The sequence below is a fragment of the Actinocrinis sp. genome, assembly GCF_035650855.1.
Lineage (GTDB): Bacteria > Actinomycetota > Actinomycetes > Streptomycetales > Catenulisporaceae > Actinocrinis.
Window position 1 is genome coordinate 1 of the sequence record NZ_DASRGV010000176.1, and the last position, 22,083, is coordinate 22,083.

General features: G+C 69.4%; 19 protein-coding genes. 5 read left to right on the plus strand and 14 right to left on the minus strand.

Annotated elements, in window-relative coordinates; all coding sequences use genetic code 11:
* From VFB40_RS13280 to VFB40_RS13290, 3 genes are all read right to left on the minus strand, one after another.
* The coding region (locus VFB40_RS13280) for a sigma-70 family RNA polymerase sigma factor (protein ID WP_414642087.1) at window positions 1–656 on the minus strand (656 nt) is incomplete at its 3' end.
* Between the two features lie 511 nt (window positions 657–1,167).
* Window positions 1,168–3,126, minus strand: a complete 1,959-nt coding sequence (gene dnaG, locus VFB40_RS13285) for a DNA primase (RefSeq protein ID WP_324850448.1) — start codon at window positions 3,124–3,126, stop codon at window positions 1,168–1,170.
* Window positions 3,127–3,136: 10 nt separating this feature from the next.
* Window positions 3,137–4,396 carry a deoxyguanosinetriphosphate triphosphohydrolase gene (locus VFB40_RS13290; RefSeq protein ID WP_324850450.1) on the minus strand — a complete coding sequence of 420 codons (1,260 nt, stop codon included), beginning with the start codon at window positions 4,394–4,396 and terminating at the stop codon, window positions 3,137–3,139.
* A gap of 108 nt (window positions 4,397–4,504) precedes the next feature.
* Here VFB40_RS13290 and VFB40_RS13295 point away from each other — a divergent pair, with 108 nt between their 5' ends.
* Entirely contained in the window at window positions 4,505–4,966 is a 462-nt protein-coding gene (locus VFB40_RS13295) for a GNAT family N-acetyltransferase (protein ID WP_324850452.1), read from the plus strand.
* Between the two features lie 76 nt (window positions 4,967–5,042).
* Here VFB40_RS13295 and ppdK read toward each other — a convergent pair whose 3' ends face one another.
* Window positions 5,043–7,781 carry a pyruvate, phosphate dikinase gene (gene ppdK, locus VFB40_RS13300; RefSeq protein ID WP_324850454.1) on the minus strand — a complete coding sequence of 913 codons (2,739 nt, stop codon included), beginning with the start codon at window positions 7,779–7,781 and terminating at the stop codon, window positions 5,043–5,045.
* Window positions 7,782–8,010: 229 nt separating this feature from the next.
* The gene (gene dusB, locus VFB40_RS13305) at window positions 8,011–9,177 is read right to left on the minus strand and encodes a tRNA dihydrouridine synthase DusB (RefSeq protein WP_324850456.1); all 1,167 of its coding nucleotides are present in this window, start codon (window positions 9,175–9,177) and stop codon (window positions 8,011–8,013) included.
* Between the two features lie 94 nt (window positions 9,178–9,271).
* On the opposite strand from dusB, the gene ppgK reads away from it, so the two are divergent.
* Window positions 9,272–10,147, plus strand: coding sequence for a polyphosphate--glucose phosphotransferase (ppgK, locus tag VFB40_RS13310; protein WP_324850458.1), 876 nt, complete (start codon window positions 9,272–9,274; stop codon window positions 10,145–10,147).
* Between the two features lie 219 nt (window positions 10,148–10,366).
* On the plus strand, window positions 10,367–10,888 hold the full coding sequence (locus tag VFB40_RS13315; protein WP_324850460.1) for a hypothetical protein: 522 nt from the start codon (window positions 10,367–10,369) through the stop codon (window positions 10,886–10,888).
* A 125-nt stretch (window positions 10,889–11,013) separates the two neighbouring features.
* On the opposite strand, the gene VFB40_RS13320 is transcribed toward VFB40_RS13315, so the two are convergent.
* Window positions 11,014–12,396: a glycine--tRNA ligase gene (locus VFB40_RS13320; protein ID WP_324850462.1), complete on the minus strand. Its 1,383-nt coding sequence runs from the start codon at window positions 12,394–12,396 to the stop codon at window positions 11,014–11,016.
* A gap of 360 nt (window positions 12,397–12,756) precedes the next feature.
* Between VFB40_RS13320 and VFB40_RS13325 the strand changes: the two genes are divergently transcribed.
* Window positions 12,757–13,188, plus strand: coding sequence for a Fur family transcriptional regulator (locus tag VFB40_RS13325; protein WP_324850464.1), 432 nt, complete (start codon window positions 12,757–12,759; stop codon window positions 13,186–13,188).
* A 32-nt stretch (window positions 13,189–13,220) separates the two neighbouring features.
* Here VFB40_RS13325 and VFB40_RS13330 read toward each other — a convergent pair whose 3' ends face one another.
* The 7 genes from VFB40_RS13330 to leuA form a co-directional block, all read right to left on the minus strand.
* Window positions 13,221–13,859: a GNAT family N-acetyltransferase gene (locus VFB40_RS13330; protein ID WP_324850465.1), complete on the minus strand. Its 639-nt coding sequence runs from the start codon at window positions 13,857–13,859 to the stop codon at window positions 13,221–13,223.
* Between the two features lie 74 nt (window positions 13,860–13,933).
* Entirely contained in the window at window positions 13,934–14,521 is a 588-nt protein-coding gene (gene ssuE, locus VFB40_RS13335) for an NADPH-dependent FMN reductase (protein ID WP_324850467.1), read from the minus strand.
* Between the two features lie 162 nt (window positions 14,522–14,683).
* A complete protein-coding gene (locus VFB40_RS28785; RefSeq protein WP_414642088.1) occupies window positions 14,684–14,767 on the minus strand; it encodes a putative leader peptide in 84 nt (27 codons plus the stop codon).
* A gap of 115 nt (window positions 14,768–14,882) precedes the next feature.
* Window positions 14,883–15,707: an isoprenyl transferase gene (locus VFB40_RS13340; protein ID WP_324850469.1), complete on the minus strand. Its 825-nt coding sequence runs from the start codon at window positions 15,705–15,707 to the stop codon at window positions 14,883–14,885.
* Window positions 15,708–15,717: 10 nt separating this feature from the next.
* Entirely contained in the window at window positions 15,718–16,464 is a 747-nt protein-coding gene (gene recO / locus VFB40_RS13345; protein ID WP_324850472.1) for a DNA repair protein RecO, read from the minus strand.
* A gap of 184 nt (window positions 16,465–16,648) precedes the next feature.
* Window positions 16,649–17,266: a zinc ribbon domain-containing protein gene (locus VFB40_RS13350; protein ID WP_324850474.1), complete on the minus strand. Its 618-nt coding sequence runs from the start codon at window positions 17,264–17,266 to the stop codon at window positions 16,649–16,651.
* A 220-nt stretch (window positions 17,267–17,486) separates the two neighbouring features.
* On the minus strand, window positions 17,487–19,259 hold the full coding sequence (leuA, locus tag VFB40_RS13355) for a 2-isopropylmalate synthase (protein ID WP_324850476.1): 1,773 nt from the start codon (window positions 19,257–19,259) through the stop codon (window positions 17,487–17,489).
* 337 nt (window positions 19,260–19,596) lie between these two features.
* On the opposite strand from leuA, the gene VFB40_RS13360 reads away from it, so the two are divergent.
* Window positions 19,597–20,766, plus strand: coding sequence for a GNAT family N-acetyltransferase (locus VFB40_RS13360; RefSeq protein WP_324850478.1), 1,170 nt, complete (start codon window positions 19,597–19,599; stop codon window positions 20,764–20,766).
* Between the two features lie 44 nt (window positions 20,767–20,810).
* Here the strand turns inward: VFB40_RS13360 and era are convergent, their stop codons facing one another.
* On the minus strand, window positions 20,811–21,971 hold the full coding sequence (era, locus tag VFB40_RS13365; protein ID WP_324850481.1) for a GTPase Era: 1,161 nt from the start codon (window positions 21,969–21,971) through the stop codon (window positions 20,811–20,813).
* Between the last annotated feature and the right edge of the window lie 112 nt (window positions 21,972–22,083).

The following is a 22,083-nucleotide window of genomic DNA, read 5'->3' on the forward strand; positions in this document are numbered from 1 at the left end:
ATCCACCACGTCGCGTACGTAGAGAACTTGTAGCCACGGGCATAGTCGAACTTCTCGACTGCGCGGATCAGGCCTAGGTTGCCTTCCTGTACCAGGTCCAGGATGGACATGCCGCGGCCGATGTACCGCTTCGCGATGGACACGACCAAGCGCAGGTTGGCCTCGATCAGCTTCCGCTTCGCCGCCTGGCCGTGCAGGACCAGGACGTGCAGGTCCCGGCGGTCCTCGGGGCGCAGGTCGAAGCAGTGCAGCAGCTTCTCGTCCGCGAACAGGCCGGCCTCGACGGCCCGGGCCAGCTCGACCTCCTCGACCGCCGTCAGCAGCGGGATGCGGCCGATCTCGCGCAGGTACTGGCGGAACAGGTCACCCGCGGGGCCGGCGGAGTCCGCCCAGGCGGCCACGTGGGCGTCGGCGGCCTCCTGCTCCTGCGCGGTCGGCTCCTCCTCGGCCTCGGTCTCGGCCAGCTCCTCGGGATCGGGCTCCCGGATCTCGCGGGCGCGAGCGCCGTCGGGCGCGGCGAGGGCGGCGTCCGGGGAGTCGGGGTCGGCCTCGGCGGCCACGTCGGAATCCTGGCCGGAGCCTGAGCCGGGACCGGAATCGATGACGGCGGGTTCCACCGTGTCGGTCGCGGCGTCCCGGTTGACCGGCAGCGGCATCACCCGGGCCAGCGGCAGCTCCTGGGTGTCGGCCAGCGCGCTTTCCGGCGGCGCGGTCTCGACTACCTCTGCGGTTGCTTCGCGTGGCTGAGCGACCACGGACAGGAACCGCTCGCCGCGCTGCTGCGCGGCCTGCTGCTGGGTCCCGCCCGGTGTGGGTCCGACGATGACACGTGCGAGGGCGCCGTCCATACGAACTCCGTCCACTTCACCGGCCAGCGCGCCGGGCCGCCGGAGACTTCTTCGTCCCCACACGGTGCCCGAGCTCCCGGTCGCTGGCGTCTTGTGCACCGCGCCCCGCCGGATCGGCGGCGCGGTCGGTTCCACACGGTGTGGATTCCACGACTCCTCCCCTACCCCGGCGCGCACCGTTTCGCGCCTCCCGACGGGCAAGAACTTCGGCGAATCCATGGATTTGGCGGGGATACGCCAGGTATCGGCACGGTGACGGAAAGATGTCGAGCCGTGGCGCGGGCTGGCGCGCGAAATCACGGCCTCGACGGCCGGTGGATCAAGCCTCGATGGAGGAGAAAAGCTTGGCGCGGAAGATGTTCAGCTCGTTGAGCTCCACCGACAGCTTCAGGTATTCCTCGGCCTGCGCGGCCGGATCGAGCCGCTGGAGGCGGGAGAGCGTGGCGGCGCGGCGCTGCTCTACGGCGTCGATCCAGATGCGCGTGATCAGTTCGGTGGCGTAGCGGGCGTCGACGGATTGGCCGCCCTTGGCGTTCTCCCGCAGCATCAGCGGTTCGACGGCGAGCCGGTTGATCAGAGTTCGTACCGCATCGTCGGACGCTGCGGCGATCACGTTGCTTAGCCACTGCATCGGATCCAGTGCCGCAGACGCGCCTCCCGCCGCGACTATGGCCGCGTGCACGGCGGCGTAGGCGGGCGAGGTGAACTCCTCCGGGCCGAGGCCGTCGAACGCGCCGCCGGCAAGCTTCGGGTACTGCAATGCGAGCTTGAGGGCTTCACGCTGGCGACGTGAGGCCGGGTCGGTCGGTGCGAGGAAAGGGTTGGGGGCGGCGTTCGAGGACGCCGTGGACGGCGACGAAGAGCCGCCGGCCGGTGCGTAGGCGGCGGCACCGGTTGCGGAGGGCTGTGCGCGGGAGCCGGTTGTACGGGCGGCGGCGCGGTTCACCGACGGCGCGGCGCGGCGGACTTCGGAGAGCACGAGCTGTACGTCGTCGATGCCCAGCCAACCCGCGAGCCTGCGGCCGTATTCGGGGCGCAGCGCGGGGTCGTGGATCGAGGCGACGATGGGCGCGGCGGAACGCAGGGCACGCACCCGGCCCTCGGGAGTCTCGAGGTTGTGCTCGCCGAGCCTGGCCCTGATCGCGAACTCGAACAGCGGGATGCGCGCGGAGATCAAGTCCCTGACGGCCGCGTCGCCGCGGGCGATCCGCAGCTCGCACGGGTCCATGCCGTCCGGCTGCACGGCCACGAAGGTCTGGGTGACCCAGCGCTGGTCCTCCATGAACGCGCGCAGCGCCGCCTTCTGGCCCGCCGAGTCGCCGTCGAAGGTGAACACGACCTCGCAGCCGAGGTACTGGTTGCGGTCGGCCAGCAGCCTGCGCAGGATCTTGATGTGCTCCTCGCCGAAGGCGGTGCCGCAGGTGGCGATCGCGGTGGTCTCGCCGGCCAGGTGACAGGCCATCACGTCGGTGTAGCCCTCGACGACGACGGCGCGCTCCTGCTTGCCGATCTCCTTGCGGGCCAGGTCAAGGCCGTAGAGCACCGAGGACTTCTTGTAGAGCGGGGTCTCGGGGGTGTTGAGGTACTTCGGGGAGTCCTTGTCCTCGCTGAGCCGGCGCGCGCCGAAGCCGATCACCTCGCCGCCGATGTCGGCGATCGGCCACACGAGGCGGTCGCGGAAGCGGTCGATCGGGCCGCGCCGGCCTTCGGAGGCGAGGCCGCCGGTGAGCATCTCCTTGTCGGTGAAGCCGCGGCCGCGCAGATGCCGTACCAGCGCGTCCCAGCCGCCGGGCGCGTATCCGACGCCGAAGCGTTCCAGCGCCGCGGAATCGAAGCCGCGGCCGGTGAGGAAGTCGCGGCCGTGCTTGGCTGCGGGCGAGTCCAGTTGCTCGCGATAGAACTCGGCCGCGACGCGGTGCGCTTCAAGCAGTCGGGCGCGTTCGCTGGTCTCGGTGCGCTTGGTGTATCCGCCCTCGGCGTACCGCAGCTCGATGCGGGCGCGCTTGGCGAGGTGCTCGACGGCCTCGTTGAAGGAGAGGTGTTCGAGCTTCATCAGGAACGAGATGACGTCGCCGCCCTCGCCGCAGCCGAAGCAGTGCCACAGGCCGCGGGCCGGGGTCACGTTGAACGAAGGCGACTTCTCGTCGTGAAAGGGACACAAGCCCTTGAGGTTTCCGCCGCCGGCCGAGCGCAGCTGGATGTGCTCGCCGATCACATCGGCCACTCCGGACGCGTCGCGGACGGCCTTGACGTCCTCGTCCCTGATGCGCCCGGCCATGGTCGGGATTCTACGCGGCGGCCCCGACAAGGCGACGGTGCAGGCGTTGCGCCGAGCCGTCGGTGAGGGAGGCGATCTGATCGACCACGACGCGCAGCTTCGCGGCGTCGTCCGGGGCCTCGGACCACCAGGTCTGGAAGGGCGGCTCGAGTTGGTCCGGGCGCTCGGCGAGCAGGGCGACCAGTTCGCGGATCAGGGCCGCCTGCTGCTTTCGCAGCGCGAGGGCGGCCTCGGTCTCCATGACGTACCGCGCGGCGACGGCCTTAAGCACCGCGTTCTCTAGCCGGATCGGGCGCGGTACGACGAGCTGCGCGTTGTACCGCGTGTGCGGCCCGGGACCGAACTCGGCGCGGGTCTCGTGCACGACGGCCAGGCAGAAGCGGCCGATCAGCTCGCTGGCCGCGCGCTTGAGGCGGGCTTGGGCGGAGAAGGACCGGTCGTACTCGGCGGGCCACCACTCGACGGACTGGAGCCGGTCGAGAGCGGCTGCCAGTTCTGCGGGCTCGGCGTCGGGGGCGTAGCCGCGCGAGCGCTCGAACAGCGCGGCGCGTTCCTCGTCGATCAACAGGACCTTCGGATCGACGTGCCCGGCGTAGATCGCGTCCTCAAGGTCGTGCACGGAGTAGGCGACGTCGTCGGACCAGTCCATGATCTGCGCTTCGAAACACTTGACCGGCTCGGGTGGGGCGCCTATCCGCAGCCACGAGAACACGGGCAGATCGTCGGCGTACGCACCGAACTTCGCGGTATCGGGGCGGCGCGGCCACGGGTATTTGGTTGCTGCGTCAAGCAGGCCGCGGGTCGGGTTGAGGCCGACGGAACGACCGTCGGCACGGACCACCTTGGCTTCGAGGCGGGTGAGGATACGCAGGTTCTGCGCATTGCCTTCGAAGCCGCCGATCGCGCCGGTGACCTCGTTGAGCGCGCCCTCGCCGGTGTGGCCGAAGGGAGGGTGGCCGAGGTCGTGCGCGAGGCAGGCGGCCTCGACCAGATCGGGGTCCGCGCCGAGCGAACCGGCCAGTTCCCGGCCGATCTGGGCGACTTCCAGCGAGTGGGTCAGCCTGGTGCGCGGGAAGTCCGATTCGCCGGGCGCGACCACCTGGGTCTTTCCGGCGAGGCGGCGCAGGGCGAGGCTGTGCAGGACGCGCGCGCGGTCACGTTGGAAGGGGGTGCGTTCGCCTCCGGTGCGCTTGAGTTCGCTGGCCGGCTCGACGGCGTAACGCTCGACGTCCGCGTCGCCGTAGCCCGGCACGCTGATGACCTGTGTCATGGATCAACGGTAGTGCGCACAAGGTCGAGCCAGCACGGGTTACCCGTCGGAAGAGCCGAGTTACACCACCGCAATGCCACGGAAACGGCCCATCGCTACCGTGGCCAGGTGATCACGATCGAGCCGGTGCCGGCGGACGACGAGGAGTTGGCCAAGCTGCGCCAGGAACTGCGCGCCGATCTCAGCGCGCGCTATCCCGATGTCGGCGCAGACAGCGATGACCATCTGACCGAGGGCATCCGCTTCCTGCTGATGCGCGAGGAAGGCGCCGCGATCGGATGCTGCGCGCTCCAGACGAATCCCGACTCAGGGCTCGACGGCCTCGAACTCAAGCGGATGTACGTCGCGCCGACCTCGCGCGGCACCGGGGCGGCGAGCCGGCTGCTCGAAGCGGCCGAGGCGCTGGCCCGGGAACTGGGAGCGCCGCGCATCTACCTGGAGACGGGCACCGGGCAGCCAGAGGCGATCCGGTTCTACGAACGCGGCGGGTACACCGGCATCCCGCTGTACCCGCCCTACGTCGGCTCGGCGCTGTCGCTCGCGTACGAGAAGGTGTTCGGGGCCGTATAGGACCCGAACACCCGCCTCGGTACTGGACCGACTGCGATCGCGGAGCGCAGGTCAGTCGCTCGCCCCGGCACGGTTTTCAGTCGACACGGCCCTCCCGCTTCTGCTGCACCGCGGCGCGCGCCGCCTCCAGCCGCGCTACTGGAACGCGGAAGGGCGAGCAGGAGACGTAGTCCAGGCCGACGTTGTGGAAGAAGTGCACGGAGTCCGGGTCGCCGCCGTGTTCGCCGCAGATGCCCAGCTTCAGGCTCGGGCGCGCGGCCTTGCCCTCGGTGGCGGCGATCTGCACCAGGCGGCCGACTCCGCCGCGGTCCAGCGTCTCGAACGGGCTCACGCCGAAGATGCCCTTGTCCAGGTAGGCGCTAAAGAACGCGGCCTCCACGTCGTCGCGGCTGAAGCCCCAGGTGGTCTGGGTCAGGTCGTTGGTGCCGAAGGAGAAGAACTCGGCGGCCTCGGCGATCTGACCGGCGGTCAGGGCGGCGCGCGGCAGCTCGATCATCGTGCCGATCAGTGCCCTGATGTCGGCGCCGGTGGTCTCGCGCACCTCGTCGAGCACCGCGCGGGCCTCCTCGCGGATGATCTCCAGCTCCTGCACCGCGCCGACCAGCGGCACCATGATCTCGATGCGGGCCACCCCGCCGGCCTTGGCGACCTGGGCGGCGGCCTCGGCCAGGGCGCGCACCTGCATGATGAACAGCCCGGGCACCACCAGGCCCAGGCGCACCCCGCGCAGGCCGAGCATCGGGTTGGCCTCGTGCAGCTTGTGCACCGCTTGGAGCAGCCGCAGGTCGCCCTCGTGCTGTTCGCCGCGCGCCTCCGCCACCGCCACGCGCACCGACAGCTCGGTCAGGTCGGGCAGGAACTCGTGCAGCGGCGGGTCCAGCAGCCGCACGGTCACCGGCAGCCCGCCCATCGCGGTGAGGATCGCGACGAAGTCGTCGCGCTGCATCGGCAGCAGCTCCTCGAGCACCTTGACCCGCTCGGAGTCATCCTCGGCCAGGATCAGGCGCTCGACCAGGGCGCGGCGCTCGCCGAGGAACATGTGCTCGGTGCGGCACAGTCCGATGCCCTGGGCGCCGAAGCGGCGGGCGCGGGCGGCGTCCTCCGGGTTGTCCGCGTTCGCACGGATATAGAGCCGGCGGCGCTCGTCGGACCAGGTCATGATCCGGTGCACGGAGCGCACCAGCTCGCCGGCCCGCGGTGAGTCGGCGCCCAGGCGCCCCTCGAAGTACTCCACCACCGGCGAGGCCTGCACTGGCACCTCGCCGAGGTAGACCGCGCCGGAGGTACCATCGATCGAGATCAGGTCGCCTTCCTCGACGGTGACCCCGCCGGGGGCGGTGAACCGGCGCGCCTTGGTGTCCACGTCGAGTTCTTCGGCGCCGCACACGCAGGTCTTGCCCATGCCGCGGGCGACCACGGCGGCGTGCGAGGTCTTGCCGCCGCGCGAGGTCAAGATGCCCTGCGCGGCGATCATGCCGTTCAGGTCGTCCGGGTTGGTCTCGCGGCGGATCAGGATCACCCGCTCGCCGGAGCGCGACCATTTGACCGCCGTGTAGGAGTCGAACACCGCCTTACCGACCGCCGCGCCCGGAGAGGCGTTCATCCCGGTGGTGATGCGCGTGTGCTGCCCACGGGTGTCGAACTGCGGGAACATCAGCTGCGCCAGCTGCGCTCCGTTCACCCGCGCGACCGCCTCATCCGGGTCGATCACGCCCTCGTCCACCAGGCTGGTGGCGATCAGGAACGCGGCGGCCGCGGTGCGCTTGCCCACCCGGGTCTGCAGCATCCACAGCTTGCCGCGCTCGATGGTGAACTCGATGTCGCACAGGTCGCGGTAGTGGCCCTCCAGGGTGGCCATGATGTCCATCAGCTCGCGGTAGGACTTCGGGTCGAGCTCTTCGAGCTGCTGCAGCGGCACGGTGTTGCGGATGCCGGCGACCACGTCCTCGCCCTGGGCGTTGGCCAGGTAGTCGCCGTAGACGCCCTGCGCGCCGGTGGCCGGGTCGCGGGTGAAGGCGACGCCGGTGCCCGAGTCCGGGCCCAGGTTGCCGAACACCATCGAACACACGTTGACCGCGGTGCCCAGGTCGTGCGGGATGCGCTCCTGGCGGCGGTAGAGCTTGGCCCGCTCGGTGTTCCAGGAGTCGAACACGGCCCGGATGGCCAGGTCCATCTGCTCGCGCGGCTCCTGCGGGAACTCGCGCCCGGCGTGCTCGCGCACGATCGCCTTGTAAGCCTCCACCAGCTCGCGCAGGTCCGCCGCGTCCAGGTCGAGATCGCTGGTGACGCCCTTGTTCTTCTTGGCCGCGTCGATCGCGTCCTCGAAGTGCTCCCCGTCGATGTCCAGCACTGTCTTGCCGAACATCTGGATCAGCCGCCGGTAGGAGTCCCAGGCGAAGCGCTCGTCTCCGGCCGCGTTGGCCAACCCCTGGACGGAAGAATCGGACAAGCCGATGTTCAGGACGGTCTCCATCATGCCGGGCATGGAGAACTTCGCCCCGGAGCGCACCGAGACCAGCAGCGGGTCCTCACTCGCGCCCAGCTTGCGGCCCATCCGCTCCTCGAGCGCGGCCAGGTGCTCGGAGACCTCGGCGCGCAGGCCGTCGGGCTCGTCGCCGTCGGCCAGGTACGCGCGGCAGGCCTCGGTGGTGAGGGTGAACCCGGGCGGCACCGGCAGTCCGAGGTTGGTCATCTCGGCGAGGTTCGCACCCTTGCCGCCGAGCAGATCCTTGAGATCCTTGTTGCCCTCGGTGAAGTCGTAGACGTATTTGGTTGTCGCAGTCGCCGCAGCGGTCGGCGCAGTGTCAATCGGCACGTGAGGCTCCCTGAAGCTCAAACGCGTGCGAGATGAGAATGGACGCCGACCCGCACGACCGACGCCCCTCTTGGTTGTTATCGACAGTACCGGCCGGTCACGTCACTGTCAGCGTGAAACGGACCACCCTGTGGATAACTCCCGCGGACCCGACCGGACGGCGCACTCCCGATGCCCTGAACCGCGGCGGCGAAACGACGGTCCGACTGAGGGCCAGGTCAGCGAGGGCTCAGCCGCCGGAATCCTCGGTCTCGGCGCCGGTGGGCGGGGTCGGATCGTCAGGGTTCTCCAACCATCCGTAGGGCAGCGTGACGCGGCGTTCGGAGGCGTGGCTGCGTCCGCGCGGCGAGCCCTCGTTGGCCTCGGGCCACGGCTGGGTCGGGTCGAGGCGGGCCAGCAGCTCGTCGAGTTCGGCGGGGTTCGAGGCCTGGGCCAGCTTGCCGCGCAGCTCGGAGCCGACCGGAAAACCCTTGAGGTACCAGGCGACGTGCTTGCGGAACTCGCGCACTCCGTGGTCGGACCGGTGCATGGCGACCAGGCCCTGCGCGTGCCGGCGCATCATCGCGGCGACCTGGCCGAGGTCGGGGCGCACCCGCTCGCCGCCGACGAAGGCCGCGGCGAGGTCCGCGAACAGCCACGGGCGGCCGAGGCAGCCGCGGCCGACCACGACGCCGTCCGCGCCGGTCTCGGCCATCATGCGCAGCGCGTCGGCGCCTTCCCAGATGTCGCCGTTGCCGAGCACCGGGATGCTGCTGATCTCGGCCTTGAGCTTGGCAATCCGGTCCCAGTCGGCCTCACCCGAGTAGCCCTGGGCTCCGGTGCGCGCGTGCAGTGCCACGGCTGCGACGCCCTCGTCCTCAGCGATGCGGCCCGCTTCAAGGTATGTCTCGTGCTGCGGGTCAATGCCGACGCGCATCTTGACGGTTACGGGCAACGCGCCCGCGTTACGCACCGCGGCGTGCACGATGTTGCGGAACAGAACGCGGTGGTACGGAAGGGCGCACCCTCCTCCGCGCCGAGTGACCTTAGGGACAGGGCAGCCGAAGTTCAGGTCGATGTGGTCGGCGAGGTCTTCCTCCGCGACGATGCGCACCGCGCGGCCGACGTAGTCGGGGTCCACTCCGTAGAGCTGCACCGAGCGCGGCTGCTCGTTCGGCTCGAAGTGGATCATCTTGCGGGTCTTGGGGTTGCGCTCGACCAGTCCGACGGTGGTCACCATCTCGCACACGAACAGCCCGGCCGGGCGTTCGGCGGCCGGCTCCGGCACGCGGCTCTCCGACTGCTCGCGGCACAACGCGCGAAACGGCGGGTTGGTGATGCCCGCCATCGGGGCGAGAACCACCGGCGGCCAGACCTGATAGGGGCCGATCGCGAGCGGCTGGTGCGCTACGGGCATCTAATAGACCTCGGATGCTGGGCTTTCGACGGGCGTTGAACCGATCCATTGTCCCAGACTCCGGTCCCTGCTTGACCGTGGAAGGGTGGTAGCCGTGCTGGCATTGGGCATCGACATCGGTGGCTCGGGGATCAAGGCCGCCCCGGTGGACACCGAGACCGGAGAGCCGACCGCCGAGCGGTTCCGGTTGGAGACGCCCCGGCCGGCGCTACCGGAGGCCGTGGCGGAGAAAGCCGGGGAGGTCGCCGCGCACTTCGCGTGGAGTGGGCCGGTCGGTGTCACGTTCCCCGGCGTCGTAACGCGCGGCACGGTGCGTACCGCAGCCAACATGGAACCTGAGTGGATCGGCGTTGACGCAGCTGCCCTGTTCGCGCGCGTGCTGCGCGGTTATGGTGACCCATCGCAGGGCGACGGCGTATCGCAGGGGGCGGGCGGCTTGGCGCCACGGGTGCTCAACGATGCGGACGCCGCCGGTGTGGCGGAGATGGCGCATGGTGCTGGTCGCGGCCGCGACGGCGTGGTGTTGATGCTCACGTTCGGCACCGGGATCGGTTCGGCGCTTTTCGTCGACGGGCTGCTGGTGCCGAACACCGAGTTCGGGCACCTGGAGATCCGCGGCAAGGACGCCGAGCGGCGCGCGTCCGCCCGGGTGCGTGACGAGAAGAAGCTGAGCTGGGAGAAGTGGGCCAAGCGGGTGCAGGAGTACCTCTCCCACGTCGAGGCGCTGTTCAGTCCGGATCTGATCATCATCGGCGGCGGCGTGTCGAAGCACGCGGACAGCTTCCTGCCGAGGCTGAAACTGCGAGCCGAGATCGTCGCGGCGCAGCTTGCTAACACTGCGGGCATCGTTGGTGCGGCGATGGCTGCGGTAACAGCGCCCACCGCTGCCCAGGGCGGTCAGGGCGTCGTCGAGAGCAACCTGATCGCCGCCGAGGACACTGCCGCCGCAACGGAAATCCCCACGCCCTAGTAACACGCCCTGAGGCACTATTGGTTCGTGTTCAGCCGCATATGACTACCCTTGGCGGGCAGTTCACTACGCTGAGCGATTCGGGCACACGGGGACTGGGGACTGGTGAATGACGTGGCGGGCCAGAGGTCTGTGCGAAGAACGGCGGCGGCATTGCTGATGCTCGCCCCGCTGGGTGCTGTCGCGGGTTGTGCGTCCGCACCCCGGCCGACACCGGATATGAGCCCGACCGCAGTAGCAGCGCCGCTCGACGAGCGGATCACGCTGCCTACCACCATGGGCCTGGCCTTTAAGCATCCGCACCCGACGAACAAGATCGAGCATCAGGTGCTCTACACGGTGCAGCAGTCGGTGCGTGCTCAGCTGCACGCCGAATACGGCACAGGCGCGAACGACCCGCTGCTGTCCGCGTACTGGTCCGGTGCCGCGTTGACGGCCATAAGGCATGACGTGTCAGCCTGGTCCGGGAAGCATCAGCAGCCGGTCGGCGTGCTAGTCGTGTCGAACACGACCTACTCCCCGCCGAACGCCGCCGGGAAGGCGACCGTTTCCTTCTGCACGAACTGGCGCCACGTCATGCGCGGCGACGCGAAGACACACGTCGTGGGCCCGGCGGTGCAGCGGGCGAACACACCGGGCACCTTCACCACGCTCACGCTGACCCGCTCATCCGACGGCCGGTGGAAGGTCTCGGACATGACCGAGGCCGGACACTCGCCGAAGTGCCCGGCTTCGAAATGACGCCTTGAAACAACCCAGTCTCAGCGTGAGCAGTCTCAGCGTGATCCGTTGCGGTCCGCCATTCTGATCTGACGATCCGACGGATCGGCTTCCCGCCGAATCAGCGAACAGCGATCAGCGGCCTGTCAGCAGCCGATCAGCCGGGCGCCGAGGTACGACTCGACCTGGTCGAGCGAGACCCGCTCCTGCTCCATCGTGTCGCGCTCCCGAACCGTCACCGCGTTGTCCTCGAGGGTGTCGAAGTCGACCGTCACGCAGAACGGCGTGCCAATCTCGTCCTGGCGGCGGTAGCGGCGGCCGATCGCCTGCGCGTCGTCGAAGTCGACGTTCCAGTTGCAGCGCAGCGAGTCGGCCAGCCCCCGGGCCTTCGGCGAGAGGTCGGCGTTGCGCGAGAGCGGCAGCACGGCGACCTTCACCGGCGCGAGCCTGCGGTCGAGCTTGAGCACCGTGCGCTTCTCCATCACGCCCTTGGCGTTAGGCGCCTCGTCCTCCGTATACGCATCGATGAGGAACGCGAGCATGCACCGGTTAACGCCTGCCGCCGGCTCGATGACGAACGGGGTGAACCGCTCGTTGTTCGCCTGGTCGAAGTAGGACAGGTCCTGGCCCGAGTGCTTCGAGTGCGTGGTCAGGTCGAAGTCGGTGCGGTTGGCGATGCCCTCGAGCTCGGAGAACTCGCTGCCGCCGAAGTTGAACCGGTACTCGATGTCCACGGTCCGCTTCGAGTAGTGCGACAGCTTCTCCTTCGGGTGCTCGAAGAAGCGCAGGTTGGCCGGATCGATGCCGAGGCCGGTGTACCAGTTCCAGCGCTCTTCCAGCCAGTACTCGTGCCACTTCTCGTCCTCGCCGGGCTTGACGAAGAACTCCATCTCCATCTGCTCGAACTCGCGGGTGCGGAAGATGAAGTTGCCCGGGGTGATCTCGTTGCGGAAGGACTTGCCCATCTGGCCGATGCCGAACGGGATCTTCTTGCGCGCGGTCTCGAAGACGTTCTTGTAGGACACGAAGATGCCCTGCGCGGTCTCCGGGCGCAGGTAGTGCAGGCCGGAGCCGTCCTGGACCGGGCCGAGGTGGGTGCTGAGCATCCCGTTGAACATCTTCGGCTCGGTGAACTGGCCCTTGTTGCCGCAGTTGGGGCAGTTGACGTCGGCGAGGCCGTGCTCGGGGGCGTGCTTGTGCTTGGCCTCGTACGCCTCCTCCAGGTGGTCGGCGCGCCAGCGCTTGTGGCAGGAGAGGCACTCGGTCAGCGGGTCGGCGAACTCCTTGACGTGCCCGGAGGCCTCCCAGACCTCGCGGGCCAGGATGACCGAGGAGTCGAGCCCGACCACGTCCTCACGGCCGCGCACCATCGACTGCCACCACTGGCGCTTGACGTTCTCCTTCAGCTCCACGCCGAGCGGACCGTAGTCGTAGGCGGCGCGGGAGCCGCCGTAGATCTCGCTGGAGGGGAAGACGATGCCGCGCGCCTTTGCCAGGCGGACGATGGTGTCGATCTTGTCGGCGGGCACGGTGTGCTCTCTTGTCTGCTCTGTTCGCCATCACACCCGGCTGGTGTGCGGTCAACCAAGGGGGAAAGCGTACCGAGGGTGAGCGCCGGGTTGCCAACGCGTTCCACGCGGCGGGCGGGAGCGCGCGATACGAGTGTGGTGAGCGGCCATACGCATCCGGCTGTGCTCACCGAGCGAGTGGTTACGCCGTCGGGTAACGCGGCAGGCCCGGAATAACACAATGGTTCCGGAATAACGCACCGGCTCCGCCCGTTCGGCCGAGCGCGTGGAAAGGCGCGCGATGGCACAATGGCTCGGGCGCGCGCAGCCGCGCCAGGGGTAGTTTTGGGGGAGATTCACCCGTAGCAAGGAGTACCGGCGATGAGCGAGACCGAGAGCAGCGGGCTGCGCCCGTCCGTGCCCGCACCCGGCCGTTCGACCCGGCAGCGGGCTGCTGTGACCGCGCTCCTGGAGGAAACCGACGACTTCCAGTCGGCGCAGCAACTGCATGACCGGCTCAAGCACCGCGGTGATTCGGTGGGCCTGACCACGGTGTACCGCACCCTCCAGTCGCTCGCCGACGCCGGTGCGGTGGACGTAGTACGCACCGACGACGGAGAAGCGGTCTACCGCAGATGCACCTCGGGCAGCCATCACCATCACCTGGTGTGCCGCAGTTGCGGTAAGACGGTAGAGGTCGAGGGCCCGGCCGTGGAGTCCTGGGCTGACCGGATCGCCGCCGAGCACGGGTTCACGGACGTCGCTCACACGCTGGAGATCTTCGGTACGTGCGCGCAGTGCGCGGAGCATTAGCAGCGCATGAGCAGCGCCGTCCGGCCGACGCTCTACGCAGAGCGCTCCCGCTCCTTGATCCAGACCATGCCACGGCCTGATTCGTTGGGCGCGTGGATTCCGTCGTCCTCGATCCGGTCGAGCCGGTAGCCGAGCCTTCTGGGCACGGCGGCGCTGCGCGTGTTGGCCTCGTCGCAGTGGATCTCGACCCGTTCGATCCCGTCGAGTTCGAGCAGGATCCGGGTCAGCGCGCGGGCGGCGCGGGTGATCACGCCCTTGCCGGTGTGCGCGACATGGCACCAGTAGCCGATCTCCAAGGCGCCCGGGCCGAGGCGGTCATGCGCGCCTATCGCGCCGAGAACCGTCCCGTCCGCCGCGTCGAAGATGCCGTAGTTGAAGCTGTCCTCGCCGAGCCACCCGACGCCGCGCAGCTCGTCCCAGGCGCGCTGCCCCTCCAGCGTGGGCGGCTCGGGAATCCAGTCCATCCACGCGTGCAGGTGTTCATACGATGCGCTGATCGCCTCGAAGCGGGCCTGGAGGTCGTCCGAGGTCCAGCGGCGCAGGACCAGGCCCTCGACCTCGATGCGCTCGGGTGGTCCGACGTCGGGGGCGAGGGCCGGCGGCAGTGTTTCTTCCGGCAGTGTTTCCTCCGGCAGGGTCTCTTCCGGCAGAGTCTCTTCTTCTGTTCCCATTGCCCGAGCATGTCCGGGCTGTGCTCAGCCCTGCAACGGATTAAGGGCGACCGGGTTACGCAGCGGCCCTCGGGCTACCTGTTCGTCAGCGCGGCGACCTCGTCGTCCAGCGAAGGCGCCGGCAGCGCGGCGGCGAACTCGGCGATCGCATCGGTCAAGCGCAGTTCGGCGTCGGGGGCCAGACCGTAACGCAGCGGCGGGTGGCCGGGCTCGGCGGGGCCGCTGACGAAAGCCGAGTCGAGCAGGAACGTGCCCGACACGACGTGTCGCGCACCGAGCGCCGCCAGCACCGGCCGCAGCGCGTAGTCGACCGCGAGCAGGTGCGCGAGCGTGCCGCCGGTGGCCAGCGGAAGGACTGCCTTACCGCGCAGACCGTGCTGCGGCAGCACGTCCAGAAGCGCCTTGATCACGCCGGTGTACGAGGCCTTGTAGATCGGCGTCGCGATGATCACACCATCCGCCTGGGCGACTTCCGTCAGTACCCCGTTTATCTGGGGATGCCTGGTGTCTGCGGCGAGCAGTTCGGCAGCGGGCAGGTCGCGTACCGCGACGTGCCGTACCTGATAGCCGCGGTCGGCGAGTAGGTCGAGTGCGCCGCGAACCGCAGCGACGGTTCGGGATGTGCCGGACGGACTTCCGCTCAGGGCCAGGACTGTGCTCATGCGTGATCTGCCTTCCGGGAAGGTGTGGCGCGCCGACGGCAAACGGACACCCGATCATCAGGGTTTTGTCGGCGCGGGATGGAAGAGAAGATGAAAGAGAAGAGGGCACGGCACGGCGGGTGCGTTCACCGCCGGACCGTCGTGCGGATCTGTCGCGCGGGCTTACCGCGAGGCGCAACAGACGGCGCTGGCCTGCCGTCGCAGATCGACGTGCAGGCGGGCCACAAGGCGCACGCCGGAATTCATGACTCAACTTTCGCAGGACGCGGTAGGCGCGTCAATGCGCAAAGGGCTGTTTCTCGCCGAAAATTATGCGAGCCTAATACGGCGGGTATTTCGGAGAATTTGAATTAATGGGCCGTCAGACGACCGCGTTGGGAATAGCGCCGCCGAAACGGCGGTCCCGCTCCGCGTAGATCTCGATGGCCCGCCACAGGTCGCGCCGGTCGAAGTCCGGCCAGAGCGTGTCGAGGAACACCATCTCCGCGTAGGCGGCCTGCCACAGCATGAAGTTCGACGTGCGCTGCTCGCCGGAGGAGCGCAGGAACAGGTCCACGTCCGGCAGGTCCGGTTCGTCGAGGTAGCGGGCCAGCGTGCGCTCGTCGATGCGGTTCGGGTTCAGCTTGCCGGCTACCGCGTCACGCGCCATGGCCGCCGCGGCGTCCGCGAGTTCCGCGCGGCCGCCGTAGTTCACGCACATCGTCAGCGTGAAGCGGTCGTTGTACTTGGTGCGCTCCTCGGCCATCTCCAGCTCGTCGATGACGGACTTCCACAGCCGCGGACGCCGCCCGGCCCACCGGATGCGCACGCCGAGCTCGTCCATCTCGTCGATCCGGCGGCGGATCGTGAGCCGGTTGAAGCCCATCAGCCAGCGCACCTCGTCCGGCGAGCGCTTCCAGTTCTCGGTGGAGAACGCGTACGCGCTGATGTGCGTCACGCCGATCTGTACCGCGCCCTCGACCACGTCAAAGAGCGACTTCTCGCCTTCCTCGTGGCCATTGATGCGCGGCAGGTTGCGCGCCTTGGCCCAGCGTCCGTTGCCGTCCATGACGATCGCCACATGCTTGGGCACCAACTCGGCCGGGATCTTCGGCGGCTCCGCGCCGTCCTTGTGCGGCTTCGGGTCGCGGTACGTCCGCGGGCCGCGCGGGCCGGTCGAAAAGGCCGATTGGATCTTGCGTCGCACTTCGATTCCCTTACCGTTCCACCAGTCGCAGCGACCTTAGCCCACGCTCGACGTGCCACTGCAGGTAGGCCGCTACCAGTCCGCTGCCCTCGCGCCGATGCCGTTCCTCGCTCGCGTCCGCGACCTCCCACTCCCCCGCGAGCAACGCACCGAGCAGGTCGAGCGTGGCTCGCTGTGGTACCGCAGAGGCGGGCGGCTTACACGAAGGGCACACCACTCCCCCGGCGGGCACGGCGAAGAAGCGCCACGGTGCGTTATCCGCCGGCTCGGCTCCACACTGCGCGCAGTCGTGGAACGAGGGTGCGTAACCAGCCACAGCCATCGACCGCAGTATGAACGCGTCGAGCACCAGGCCCGGCGCGTGCTCTCCTGCTGTGAGCGCGCGCAGCCCGCCGAGCAGCAGCAGGTACTGCTGGACGGCCGGCTCGCCCTCGGCGTCGGTGAGGCGTTCGGCCGTCTCGAGCATCGCGGTGCCGGCGGTGTAGCGGCTGTAGTCGCTCACGATCCGCTCGCCGTACGGCGCGATCGTCTCGGCCTGGGTGATCATGTCGAGCGAGCGGTTGTGCTTGGAGAAGACCTGGAAGTCCACGTGCGCGAAGGGTTCGAGACGGGCGCCGAACTTCGAGGTGGTGCGCCGCACGCCCTTGGCCACCAGCCGGACGCGGCCCTGCTCGCGGGTCAGGATCGTGATGATCCGATCCGCCTCACCCAGCTTCTGGGTGCGCAGGACGATCCCGTCGGCGCGATGCAGGCTCACCCGCTGATTCTCGCATGTCGCGCGCGGTCTGCGGGTCCCTGTGGCCCTTCTGCACGCAACCTCCACACCGAGCCGACCAGACGCACCATCGATCGGTCTAGCCGAGCTGCGTTACCGCACAAGACAAGCCGCCGACGCCACACACTCGGTGACATCGGCGGCCGGTTGTACGGCTCTCGTTGCGTTACGCGCGGGCGGCCTGCTCAGCGAGAGCGATGACGCCTGCGGTGTGTGTCGCGGTCATGCCGAGTGACGCGCCGGTCGAGACCAGCACCTGGCGCTCCAGGTCGGTGAGCGGGCCGTCGGCGAGGGCGACCCGGGCGGCCGCACCGAGCAGCGACTCCTTGCCGGTGTCGGCCAGCTGCGGGCTGAGCGAGGCGTACAGCTGCGAGAGGTCGCCGGGGACGACGTCGAGGTCGGCGGTCAGGTTCTCGTCGGTGTAGGAGGGCAGCCCGGCGCGGCCGACCTCGGTGACCGCGGCTTCGCGCGCGGCCGGCGAGTGGATGGAGCCGGTCCGCAGCACGTGCACGATGGTGCCCCGCGCCGCGTCGATCAGCAGCGCGGACAGCTGGCTGGAGGTCGGCCGGCTGAGCACCGACTCGGTGAACGAGGTCTGGCACACGTCACAGCGGATCTGCTCGCCGAGGACCGCGGCCGGGATCATCGGGATGTAGTACAGGTGGAACCAGCGCCTGGCCTGCCGGCGCTCGTAGGGGCGGTCGCCGCCGCAGCGCGGGCAGAAGAAGGTGCCGTGGTCGAGCACCTTGAAACGGACCTTGAACCCCCAGATGAGGAAGAACACGGACTTACCCCCTGTGCGCGAAGAATGTGGGCCGGCAAGCACGTCGGGCGCGGTCGCAGCGGCCGCGCCCGACGAACTGAGATCAGTCGCGCCCCGATGACGCGACCCGTCAGCGTATTGGTTCCGACGGCGGTGTGGGAAGGGATCGCCTACCTTAAGCGCCGCGGGGCGTCCATAAGGGATCGATGACACGCCCCAGCCAAGCAGGGGATGCGAAGTGTTACCGCACCGCGCGGTTTACCGCGGATACGACTGCCTTCAGCGAGGCGGTGACGATGTTCGCGTCGATGCCTACGCCCCACAGCACGCGGTCGCCGATCGCGCACTCCACATACGCGGCCGCCTTCGCGTCGCCGCCCGCGGACAGCGCGTGCTCGGCGTAGTCGAGGAAACGCATCTCGACGCCGAACCCGGTCAGTGCGCTGACGAACGCGTCGATCGGGCCGTTACCGGTGGCCTCGACGGTCTGCTTCGCGCCGTCGACGACCAAGTCCACCGAGAGCACGTCCTTGCCGTCGCTCGACGCCTCGTTGCGGTGCCCGGCCAGCCGGAACCGGCCCCACGGCGCGTCGTCCACGGGCAGGTACTCGTCGGCGAAGACCGCCCACATCTGCGCCGGGCTGACCTCGCCGCCGTCCGCGTCCGTCTTGGCCTGGACCACCTGCGAGAACTCGATCTGCAGGCGGCGCGGCAGGTCGAGCTGGTGGTCGGTCTTCATGATGTAGGCGACGCCGCCCTTGCCGGACTGCGAGTTGACCCGGATCACGGCCTCGTAGGTGCGGCCGACGTCCTTCGGGTCGATGGGCAGGTAGGGCACCGCCCACAGAATCTCGTCCACGGTCTTGCCGGCCGCGGCCGCGTCCCGCTCCAGGTGCTCGAAGCCCTTCTTGATCGCGTCCTGGTGCGAGCCGGAGAAGGCCGTGTAGACCAGGTCGCCGCCGTACGGGTGCCGCGGGTGCACCGGCAGCTGGTTGCAGTACTCGACGGTGCGACGGATCTCGTCGATGCCGCTGAAGTCGATTTGCGGGTCGATGCCCTGCGAGAACAGATTCATGCCCAGGGTCACCAGGCATACGTTGCCCGTGCGCTCGCCGTTGCCGAACAGGCAGCCCTCGATGCGGTCGGCCCCGGCCTGGTAGCCCAGCTCCGCAGCCGCGACTGCGGTACCGCGGTCGTTGTGCGGGTGCAGCGACAGGACCACCGAGTCGCGGTACTTCAGGTGCCGGTTCATCCACTCGATCGAGTCGGCGTAGACGTTCGGGGTCGCCATCTCGACGGTCGCCGGCAGGTTGATGATCACCTTGCGGTCCGGGGTCGGCTGCCACACGTCGTTGACGGCGTCGCAGACCTCGACCGCGAAGTCCAGCTCGGTGCCCGTGTACGACTCGGGCGAGTACTCGAACAGCACCTCCGTCTCAGAGCCAGGAGTCGAACACAGTTGCTCGGCGTACTTGCGGCACAGCCGCGCGCCCTCCACCGCGATCTCCTTGATGCCCTCGCGGTCCAGGCCGAAGACGACCCGGCGCTGCAGGGTGGAGGTGGAGTTGTACAGGTGCACGATCGCCCGCTTGGCCCCGCGGATCGACTCGAAGGTCCGCTCGATCAGGTGCTCGCGGGCCTGGGTTAGGACCTGGATCACCACGTCGTCGGGGATCCGGCCCTCCTCGATGATCTGCCGGATGAAGTCGAAGTCGGTCTGGCTGGCCGCCGGGAAGCCGACCTCGATCTCCTTGTAGCCCATCCGCACCAGCAGGTCGAACATCTCCAGCTTGCGCGCCGGCGACATCGGGTCGATCAGGGCTTGGTTGCCGTCACGCAGGTCTACCGCGCACCAGCGCGGGGCCTGGGTGATGACCTTGTCCGGCCAGGTGCGATCGGGCAGCGCAATGGGCGCGAAGGGTACGTACTTGTGGATCGGCATGCCAGAGGGCTGCTGTGCCGTGTCCGGATAGTCGACGCCGGGATTGCCGCTCACGGTCGCTTGCTCGGTCATGTTGCTTGGTCTCCATCGCCTGTCGGGGGGAAACGACCGGCGGAAAGACGAAACGAAAGCAACGACCATCACCGCGGCGGGGGTGCCGGTCTGTGGTCTACAGACCCCCGCCGCGGCAGGTAAGAAGCAGCCGCTTGGCGTACATAGGAAACCCACCGTAGCCGACTGCGGCGGGCCACGGCCACCCGACCCCGCCGACGTCCACGATTCGGACACCGCCGCGAAGATCGCCACCAGCGCCCGGTCGTGGCCCGGCGATGGCGCCCGGGGCTGAAATATCACAACTTCATGAGCGTTTCTCCTCGATCGGCGGGCCGCCACGCTGTGAGATGGACCCGTGCGCGGCCTCTTCGCTCCCACCTGCGCGCCTCGCCAGTGGCGGGTGACGGCGCTGGAGCTCGGGCCGGGCGGATTGCCCGCGGCCGAGCTCAGCTGGCTGCTGGCCTGCCAGAACGCCGCGGACCTCGCGGATCGTCCGGGCGAGCCGCCGGCCAGCCCGGCCGAGCTGCGCGGACTGCTGGTGCCGCCGTATCGCGGGCGGCGGATGCTGTTCGCCGCGACCGACGAGGCCGGGGGCGCGGCCGGCTGGGCCAGGCTGGGGCTGTACGAGGCGTTTCACCGGGAACTGGCACACGCCGCGATCACTGTGCATCCCTCGGCACGGCGCTGCGGTGTCGGCTCTGCATTGCTCGATGCGTTAACCGAGGCGGCTCGTGCCTTGAACCGGTCACGCCTGGTGCTCGACGCGCCGCGTACGCGCGCGAGCGAGGCGTTCGCGGCGCGGCACGGTCTGTTCATCGCGGGACGCGACCTTCGCTCGCGGCTGGACCTGCGCGGTATCGAGCTTCGGCGCGGCGCCTCGCACGAGCGCGTGACCGCGATCGTGCAGGCGGTCGAAGGTCCGCAGCAGTCCCGCAGCAGGCATGCGCGCCCGGCCCCCGACGACGGATTCGTGCCGCTGCATTGGAAGAGCCGCTGCCCGGAAGATTTCCTCGCCGGCTACGTCAAGGCGCTCGACTGCCTGCATGCCTCGCCGGCGACGGCGGTTCCGATGCCGGCCGGAGCGGCGGTGTCCGCGGCGTCGACCGTGTCCGCGGTGTCCGCCGGGTCCGCACCGGAGCCCACGCCCTCGCCCACCCCGTTCTCGCCGTTCACCTCCGCCGAGGTCCGCCACCGCGAAGACGCCGCGATGCAAGCGGGACTGCGCGAGTACACGGCCTGTCTGATCGATCGGACCACCGGCCGGATCGCAGCGCTCTCCAGCGCGCACACCGCCGACGGCCTGCGCGGCGAGCAGAACGAGACCGTCGTGGTGCCGGAGTACCGCGGACGCGGGTTGGCGGTACGAGTCAAGGCGCAGCTGATCAGAGAGCTGCTGGCCGCGGAACCGTCGTTGACGATGCTCGATACCTACAACGCGGTGGACAACCATCGAATGCTGGCCGTGAACCGTCGCCTCGGCTTCCGCCCGATCGACACGCACGCCGCCTGGACGCTGAACCTTTAACGCGGACCGCGGCGGCGTAACGGACCGCGGCATCGTCTAAGCGCCTAGAACCCCAGCCGCTGCAACTGCTTCGGATCCCGCTGCCAGTCCTTCGCGACCTTCACGTGCAGATCCAGGAACACCGGGGTACCGAGCAGCGCCTCGATCTGCCGACGTGCCCGTGTGCCGACGTCGCGCAGCCGTGAGCCGCCGGTACCAATCACGATCGCCTTCTGGCTCTGCCGCTCCACGTACAGCACGGCGTGCACGTCCAGCAGCGGCTTGTCCTTGGGCCGACCCGAGCGCGGCAGCATCTCCTCAACGGTCACCGCGAGCGAGTGCGGCAGCTCGTCGCGGACGCCCTCAAGCGCCGCCTCCCGGATCAGCTCGCCGACCATCACCTGCTCGGGCTCGTCGGTCAGCTCGCCTCCGGGGTACAGCGGCGGCGAAACCGGCAGCTGCGCGGCAAGCAGATCGGCCAGCAGCCCGACCTGGTCCCCGGCGACCGCGGAGACCGGGACGACGTCGGCCCACTCGATGCCGACCTCCTTGCCCAGCTCGACCACCTCGAGCAGCTGCTCGCCGACCGCCTGCTTGCCCGCCGCCGCGTCAGTCTTGGTCACGATCGCGATCTTCGGCGTGCGGCGCACCTCGGCCAGCTGGCGGGCGATGTACATGTCGCCGGGCCCGATCTTCTGGTCGGCCGGGATGCAGAAACCGATCACGTCCACCTCGGCCCAGGTCGCCCGCACCTGGTCGTTCAGCCGCTCGCCGAGCAGCGTGCGCGGCCGGTGCAGCCCGGGGGTGTCCACGAGCACCAGCTGGGCGTCCGGCCGGTGCACGATCCCGCGCACCGTGTGCCGGGTGGTCTGCGGCCGCCCAGAGGTGATCGCGATCTTCGCGCCGACCAGCGCGTTCGTCAGCGTGGACTTCCCGGCGTTCGGCCGCCCGACGAAGCAGGCGAAGCCGGCCCGGTACCCCTCCGGCAGGTCCGAGTAAGAGGTCGGAGTCGGCGAGTCCGCCACCCGCGACCGTCCGGCCGCCGTCGGCGCGGGCTCGGTGGAACGCACCGCGTCGGCCGTCGTCCGCCGCTCCGCCTGCGCGATGGACCGGTTGCGCCGCTTCTCCGCGGCCTTGCGCTCGGCGTCCCGCTGCTGCGCGCCACCGCGGGCGGCGTTGCGGGAGGCTTTGGCGCGGGGGCTGGAACTGCGGCGCGGCTCAGTCATGCCCGCCATTCTCCCGCATCTGGGCGCCCCGCATCGACGCGATAGATCCACGACGCCGTCAACGCGCCGACACCCAACGTCACGGGCGGCGCCGGAACGCTCCGGCGCCGCT